At 71.9% G+C, this 6,597-nt stretch carries 7 protein-coding genes; 2 read left to right on the forward strand and 5 right to left on the reverse strand.

The window, feature by feature from the left end:
* On the reverse strand, positions 1-1,606 hold a 1,606-nt coding region (locus tag ACGFZQ_RS08790; RefSeq protein WP_393839729.1), incomplete at its 3' end, for a DEAD/DEAH box helicase.
* A gap of 561 nt (positions 1,607-2,167) precedes the next feature.
* Between ACGFZQ_RS08790 and ACGFZQ_RS08795 the strand changes: the two genes are divergently transcribed.
* On the forward strand, positions 2,168-2,914 hold the full coding sequence (locus ACGFZQ_RS08795) for a ferritin-like fold-containing protein (RefSeq protein ID WP_351745547.1): 747 nt from the start codon (positions 2,168-2,170) through the stop codon (positions 2,912-2,914).
* 163 nt (positions 2,915-3,077) lie between these two features.
* On the opposite strand, the gene ACGFZQ_RS08800 is transcribed toward ACGFZQ_RS08795, so the two are convergent.
* The 4 genes from ACGFZQ_RS08800 to ACGFZQ_RS08815 all read right to left on the reverse strand — a co-directional run bounded on the left by ACGFZQ_RS08800 (position 3,078) and on the right by ACGFZQ_RS08815 (position 4,953).
* Positions 3,078-3,350 (reverse strand): hypothetical protein, encoded by a 273-nt coding sequence (locus ACGFZQ_RS08800; RefSeq protein ID WP_351745544.1) that lies wholly within the window; start codon positions 3,348-3,350, stop codon positions 3,078-3,080.
* 174 nt (positions 3,351-3,524) lie between these two features.
* On the reverse strand, positions 3,525-3,752 hold the full coding sequence (locus ACGFZQ_RS08805) for a DUF3107 domain-containing protein (protein ID WP_046730492.1): 228 nt from the start codon (positions 3,750-3,752) through the stop codon (positions 3,525-3,527).
* Positions 3,753-3,914: 162 nt separating this feature from the next.
* The gene (locus tag ACGFZQ_RS08810) at positions 3,915-4,556 is read right to left on the reverse strand and encodes a TetR/AcrR family transcriptional regulator (protein WP_393839730.1); all 642 of its coding nucleotides are present in this window, start codon (positions 4,554-4,556) and stop codon (positions 3,915-3,917) included.
* 166 nt (positions 4,557-4,722) lie between these two features.
* Positions 4,723-4,953: a hypothetical protein gene (locus ACGFZQ_RS08815; RefSeq protein WP_393839731.1), complete on the reverse strand. Its 231-nt coding sequence runs from the start codon at positions 4,951-4,953 to the stop codon at positions 4,723-4,725.
* A gap of 272 nt (positions 4,954-5,225) precedes the next feature.
* Here ACGFZQ_RS08815 and ACGFZQ_RS08820 point away from each other — a divergent pair, with 272 nt between their 5' ends.
* The gene (locus ACGFZQ_RS08820; protein WP_393839732.1) at positions 5,226-6,218 is read left to right on the forward strand and encodes an alpha/beta fold hydrolase; all 993 of its coding nucleotides are present in this window, start codon (positions 5,226-5,228) and stop codon (positions 6,216-6,218) included.
* Positions 6,219-6,597 lie beyond the last annotated feature (379 nt).

The raw sequence follows: 6,597 nt of genomic DNA on the forward strand, positions 1-6,597 counted from the left end.
CCGCGGCCTCCGCGGACTTGCGGGTCCGACGGCGACGCGGCGTCGCCGGAGCGACGGGCTCCACCACGGCCTCGACGGCCTCGACGGTCTCCACGACCGCCTCGGGCGTCACGGTCTCCGGGGCGATGACCGCCACGGGCTCCGGCGACGCCCCGCTGCGGGTACGGCGGCGACGGCGCGGGGTGCGAGAACCCGCGGGCTCCGGCGCCGTGACGGATTCGGCGGCGGGGGACGCCGCGGACTCGGCGGCCGGCGCCGAGGACGTCGTACCGGATGCCGGGTCCAGCGCCGAACCGGCGCGGGTGCGACGGCGGCGGCGCGGGGTGCGGGCCGAACGCTCGCGCTCCTCGGTGCGGGGGGCGCCCCGGTCGCGACGGTCGTCCCGGCCACCGCGAGCGCGGCCACCACGGCCACCGGTCTCGCCCAGGTCCTCCAGCTCCTCCGCCTCGAGCCCGGCCCGAGTGCGCTCGGAACGCGGCAGGACACCCTTGGTGCCGGCCGGGATCTTGAGCTCCTCGAAGAAGTGCGGAGAGGTCGAGTAGGTCTCCACCGGCTCGGGGAAGCCCAGCTCCAGCGCCTTGTTGATGAGCTGCCAGCGCGGGATGTCGTCCCAGTCGACGAAGGTGATCGCCGTACCCTTCGCGCCCGCGCGGCCCGTACGGCCGATGCGGTGCAGATACGTCTTCTCGTCCTCGGGGGACTGGTAGTTGATGACGTGGGTGACGCCCTCGACGTCGATGCCGCGTGCGGCCACGTCGGTGCAGACGAGGACGTCCACCTTGCCGTTGCGGAAGGCGCGCAGCGCCTGCTCGCGGGCGCCCTGGCCGAGGTCGCCGTGGACCGCGCCGGAGGCGAACCCGCGGTGCTGGAGCTGCTCGGCGATGTCGGCGGCCGTGCGCTTGGTCCGGCAGAAGATCATCGCCAGTCCGCGGCCGTCGGCCTGCAGTATGCGGGCGATCATCTCCGGCTTGTCCATGGAGTGCGCGCGGTAGACGAACTGCTTGGTGTTCGCGACGGTCGCGCCCGTGTCGTCCGGCGCGGTGGCGCGGATGTGCGTGGGCTGCGACATGTAGCGGCGGGCGAGACCGATGACCGCGCCCGGCATGGTCGCCGAGAACAGCATGGTCTGGCGCCTGGCCGGAAGCATGTTGATGATCTTCTCGACGTCGGGCAGGAAGCCCAGGTCGAGCATCTCGTCGGCCTCGTCCAGGACGAGCGACTTGATGTGCTTCAGGTTCAGCTTCTTCTGGCCCGCGAGGTCCAGGAGCCGGCCCGGGGTGCCGACGACCACGTCGACGCCCTTCTTCAGGGCCTCGACCTGCGGCTCGTAGGCCCGGCCGCCGTAGATGGCGACCACGCGTACGTTACGGACCTTGCCGGCGGTCAGCAGGTCGTTGGTGACCTGGGTGCAGAGCTCGCGCGTGGGGACGACGACGAGCGCCTGCGGGGCGTCGGTGAGGGCCTCGGGGGCGGCGCGTCCGGCCTCCACGTCGGCGGGGACGGTCACGCGCTCCAGGAGCGGCAGGCCGAAACCGAGGGTCTTGCCCGTGCCGGTCTTGGCCTGGCCGATGACGTCGGTGCCGGAGAGGGCGACCGGGAGTGTCATCTCCTGGATGGGGAAGGGGGTGATGATGCCGACGGCTTCCAGGGCCTCGGCGGTCTCGGGAAGGATCCCGAGTTCTCGAAACGTCGTAGTCAGGGTGCTGCCTCTTCTGTGTGTCGCGGTCCGAGGCGAGCGCGGGGGTCTTTGACGGACCGTGCCGGGGGACGTCGGCTGCCTTACGGGCGGGCCGTGTGTGGCACGCCGTATGACACGGGACCTCTACCAACGCTCTAGCGCTCGTACCGCTGAGGTGTCCCTCCGGTCGTCGTACGCGATGTGCCGTACGCGCCGGGAGGGCTGTCGGGTCGGAGCCGATCGGGCCACCGACCGGGCATCCTCATACGTGCGGCCTGTCGAGGTACGTCCGAATACGACGGCGTACCAGCAGGCGCATTACCACCATACCCCGGAATCGTGCACATGCGATGGCCGATTCGGTCACGTCATGGTAGTCACAGTGGTTGACCTGGGGCTTCCCGGTGACTTCTCCGGGACTTCTCGGGTCTTCCCCTAGGGTTCCCAGGGTGTTCCCCGGGGCTTCGCGGAGGCGGCGGGCGGGCTATTGTGCGCTTCATGACGAGCTCTGACAAGCCTGAGACCGCCTCCGCCGAACCGACCGGTGTCGCCGCCCAGGACTGGGCGCGGGCGGCCGCCGACCCGCAGTACCGTGCCGCGGTCGTGGACCTGCTCGGCGCGCTCGCGTACGGCGAGCTCGCGGCGTTCGAGCGCCTCGCGGAGGACGCCAAGCTGGCGCCCACGCTGGTGGACAAGGCCGAGCTGGCGAAGATGGCGTCGGCCGAGTTCCAGCACTTCGAGCGGCTGCGGAACCGGCTGACGGAGATCGGTGAGGACGCGACGCAGGCGATGGAGCCGTTCGTCGCGGCCCTGGACGGCTTCCACCGGCAGACGGCGCCGTCGGACTGGCTGGAAGGCCTGGTCAAGGCGTACGTCGGTGACTCGATCGCCAGTGACTTCTACCGGGAGGTCGCGGCCCGGCTGGACTCGGACACCCGCGAGCTGGTGCTGGCCGTGCTCGACGACACCGGGCACGCCGGGTTCGCCGTGGAGCGGGTGCGGGCGGCCATCGACGCCGACCCTCGCGTGGGGGGCCGGCTGGCGCTGTGGGCGCGGCGGCTGATGGGGGAGGCGCTGTCGCAGTCCCAGCGGGTCGTGGCCGACCGGGACGCGTTGTCGACCATGCTGGTGGGCGGGGTGGCCGACGGGTTCGATCTCGCCGAGGTGGGGCGGATGTTCTCGCGGATCACCGAGGCGCACACGAAGCGGATGGCTGCGCTGGGCCTGGCCGCCTAGCGCTCTGCGGTTGGAACCAGGGGAAGTTGCGCGGCTGCGGGTGCGTGGTGGCTGGTCGCGCAGTTCCTCCCCCAGCCGAAGGCTGGAGGTACTCCCAGCGCCCCTTCGGAGCGCTTCAGCTCGGGGCGCCTGCAGCTCTTCTGCAGCTCTTCGGCGTTCGAAACTACGCCGGGATCGATCGTCGGCGCAGATGGCGGCCCGCCGGGCGGAGCAGCAGCGAGAGGGACGCCGCCGAGACGATCGCGGCACCCAGAAGGCTGACGAGGACCGTGCCGGGGCCGAGCGCGCTGTGGGTGACGAAGTCGCCGAAGAGGGCTCCTGCGACACCCGTGGAGAACACCAGGGGGCGGGCCGGAAGACGGTGGGATAGGCGGCTGGCCGCGGCCCACGACAGGGCCACGCCGAGCAGTGCGGATCCAAGGACTTCCAGCAGCATCACGAGGGGTCCCTCCCACGGCCGGCCGGTGCTTCACGGTCGTAGGCGGTCATACCCGTGACCTGCGGAATGCAATCCTCCTCTGTGGGTGACTTGTGGACCGGATGTGGAGAGCGGACACGACGGAGGGGCCCGGCGGACACACGTCCGCCGGGCCCCTCCGTGCTGCTGTGGCTAGACCGCGCTGAAGCCCACCTTGCGCACCGTCGGCTCGCCGAGCTCGATGTACGCCAGGCGGTCCGTCGGGACCAGCACCTTGCGGCCGCGCTCGTCCTCCAGGGACAGCACCTGCGACTTACCGGCGAGCGCGTCGGCGACGAGGCGCTCGACCTCCTCGGCGTTCAGACCGCTCTCCAGCACGATCTCGCGGGGCGCGTGCTGCACGCCGATCTTGACCTCCACGGCTATGTCCCTCCGACGGTCAGTGAAGTGCGCGACCTTCCGCGCCGTACGCAGCACACATTAGCCCGGTGAGGGGACGTACACGCTGCGGGCGTGCACGCCAGGAGCGAACAGCGAACGGGAATTCCTGGACGACGCCGGGACGACGGGACCCGTGACGCCTCAGTGGTGGTCGGTGCCGTGCAGCGGGAAGCCGGCGATGCCCCGCCAGGCCAGCGAGGCCAGCAGCTGTACCGCCTGGTCGCGCGGGACGCTGCGGTCGCTGTGCAGCCAGGAGCGCGCCACCACCTGGGCGAGGCCGCCGAGACCGGAGGCCAGCAGCATCGACTCGGCGCGCGAGAGGCCGGTGTCCTCGGCGATCACGTCGCAGATCGCCTCGGCGCACTCTTTGGTGACCTTGTCGACGCGCTCGCGCACCGCGGGCTCGTTCGTCAGGTCGGACTCGAAGACCAGGCGGAAGGCGCCGCCGTCGTCCTCGACGTACGCGAAGTACGCGTCCATGGTCGCCCGGACCCGCTGCTTGTTGTCGGTCGTCGAGGCGAGTGCCCCGCGTACCGCGTGGATCAGGGCGTCGCAGTGCTGGTCCAGCAGGGCCAGGTAGAGGTCGAGCTTGCCCGGGAAGTGCTGGTAGAGCACCGGCTTGCTGACACCGGCGCGTTCGGCGATGTCGTCCATCGCGGCCGCGTGGTACCCCTGCGCGACGAAAACTTCCTGGGCGGCGCCCAGCAACTGGTTCCGACGGGCACGGCGCGGCAGGCGCGTGCCCCGCGGGCGCGCCGCCTCTGTCTGCTCGATGGCTGTCACGCCGCCTCCCAAAATCGTCCACATGCGGATTACGCCGCCCGGCCATCGTACTTTTCGGTAACCGTGCTGTGCGTGGTGCGAGCGCAGAATTTCACGTACCGGACGGCGGCGAAAGCCGCACCGGGAAATGCGGACAGGCCAGGTGGACCCGCCGGAGCCTCCGCGGTCAGCGGTAGTCGTCCTCGTCGAGGGAGACGACGCGCGCCTGTTCGATGAGATCGGCCTCGTTCGCGCGGTCCTCGTCCACACCGATGAGCGGGTCGTCATGGGACGGTGCGATGTCCGTGTGCTGCTCGGCTGCGTCGCCCTCCGGGGCCTCGACGCCGATCTCCGGGGCGTCCTCCGCCTCCGGCTCCAGATCGTCGGGCACGTCGGGGTCGGTGGGGTCATGGGCCATGGTGGGCTCCCTTCCATCGAATGTCCCTGGCAGAAGCAGGGGGCCATAAACGGGTGCCCTCTTTATGAGCCTAGGAGACACCGGTTGCGGACGCTATGCCATGGCGAGCCGTTCGCCCGGGATGTGGCCGACGGCCGCCCCCGCCCCCGCCCCCTCGCTCTCGCCGACGTCTCGTCGGCGCACCTTCCGTGGTGCGGCGCGGCGGCTCGCCCGGGTGGTTCTGTGATGGCGAACACACGAATCACTGTGTGATCGTCTCGTAACATTGGCCCATGTCTTCGACCGAGCTGCCCTCAGTGCCGCCCACCAGCGTGCTGCCGAAGGCGGCGGCCGTCAGAGTCGCGGAGGGCGAGCGGCTGCGGACGGTCGGGCTGCCCGGCGTCACCCTCACGGTCCGGTCCAGGCCGCCCGCGCGCGCGGGCCTGCCTCCCGCCCTGTTCGTCCACGGGCTCGGCGGCTCCTCGCAGAACTGGTCGGACCTGATGCAGCGGCTCGAAGGCGTCGTGGACGGCGAGGCGGTCGACCTGCCGGGCTTCGGCGACTCCCCGCCACCGGACGACGGCGACTACTCGGTCACCGGGCACGCGCGCGCGGTCATCCGCTATCTCGACGCGGTCGGCCGCGGTCCGGTGCACCTCTTCGGCAACTCGCTCGGCGGCGCGGTCAGCACCCGCGTCGCCGCCGTCCGCCCCGACCTCGTCCGCACGCTCACACTCATCTCGCCGGCCCTGCCCGAACTGCGCGTGCAGCGCACGGCCATGCCGACGGTGCTGCTCGGCCTGCCCGGCGTCGCCGGACTGCTCACCCGCGCGACCGGCAAGTGGACCGCCGAACAGCGGGTACGGGGCGTGCTGGCCCTCTGCTACGGCGATCCGGGCCAGGTCACGCCCGAGGCGTTCGAGTACGCGGTGGAGGAGCTGGAACGGCGGCTGCGGCTGCCGTACTTCTGGGACGCGATGGCCCGGTCCGCGCGCGGGATCGTCAACGCGTACACCCTGGGCGGGCAGCACGGGCTCTGGCGCCAGGCCGAGCGCGTCCTCGCCCCGACCCTGCTGATCTACGGCGGCCGCGACCAGCTCGTCGGCTACCGCATGGCACAGCGGGCCGCGCGCGCCTTCCGCCACTCCCGGCTGCTGTCCATGCCGGACGCCGGGCATGTGGCGATGATGGAGTACCCGGCGGCGGTGGCCGGGGCGTTCCGTGAACTCCTCCAGGACGCCGACGAGTTGGGCGCCGGTACGGTCGCGCCGGGCGCGGGGAGCTGAGGGGCGGGTGGGACGCCACAGTCGCCGAGGTCCGGCACCCAAAGGCGACGCCGGGGACATAACCGGCATAGGTCCGAACCGGAACGGCGACCTGGGGGAGGGTGACCGCGGGGGCACCGGGCCGGCGGTGCCGCGCCCGACCGGCGGCACCCCTACGGGAGGGGCCCCGCGCCTCCCGGACGGCACGCCGGTGGGCGGGGTGCCGCGATTCGCGGACGGTACGCCTGCCCGTGGTGTTCCGCGCTCCACTGACCGCACGCCGGCTCAAGGGGCCCCGCGCCTTCCGGACGGCACGCCGGTGGGCGGGGTGCCGCGATTCGCGGACGGTACGCCTGCCCGTGGTGTTCCGCGCTCCACTGACCGCACGCCGGCTCAAGGG

Origin of the sequence: Streptomyces sp. NPDC048254 (assembly GCF_043201895.1) — a bacterium.
Lineage (GTDB): Bacteria > Actinomycetota > Actinomycetes > Streptomycetales > Streptomycetaceae > Streptomyces.

Bases quoted from the DNA above. Each gene is read 5' to 3' on its own strand.
- ACGFZQ_RS08815 (WP_393839731.1), bottom strand. From the start codon at position 4,953: ATGGCCCATGACCCCACCGACCCCGACGTGCCCGACGATCTGGAGCCG.
- ACGFZQ_RS08820 (WP_393839732.1), top strand. From the start codon at position 5,226: ATGTCTTCGACCGAGCTGCCCTCAGTGCCGCCCACCAGCGTGCTGCCG.
- ACGFZQ_RS08800 (WP_351745544.1), bottom strand. From the start codon at position 3,350: ATGCTGCTGGAAGTCCTTGGATCCGCACTGCTCGGCGTGGCCCTGTCG.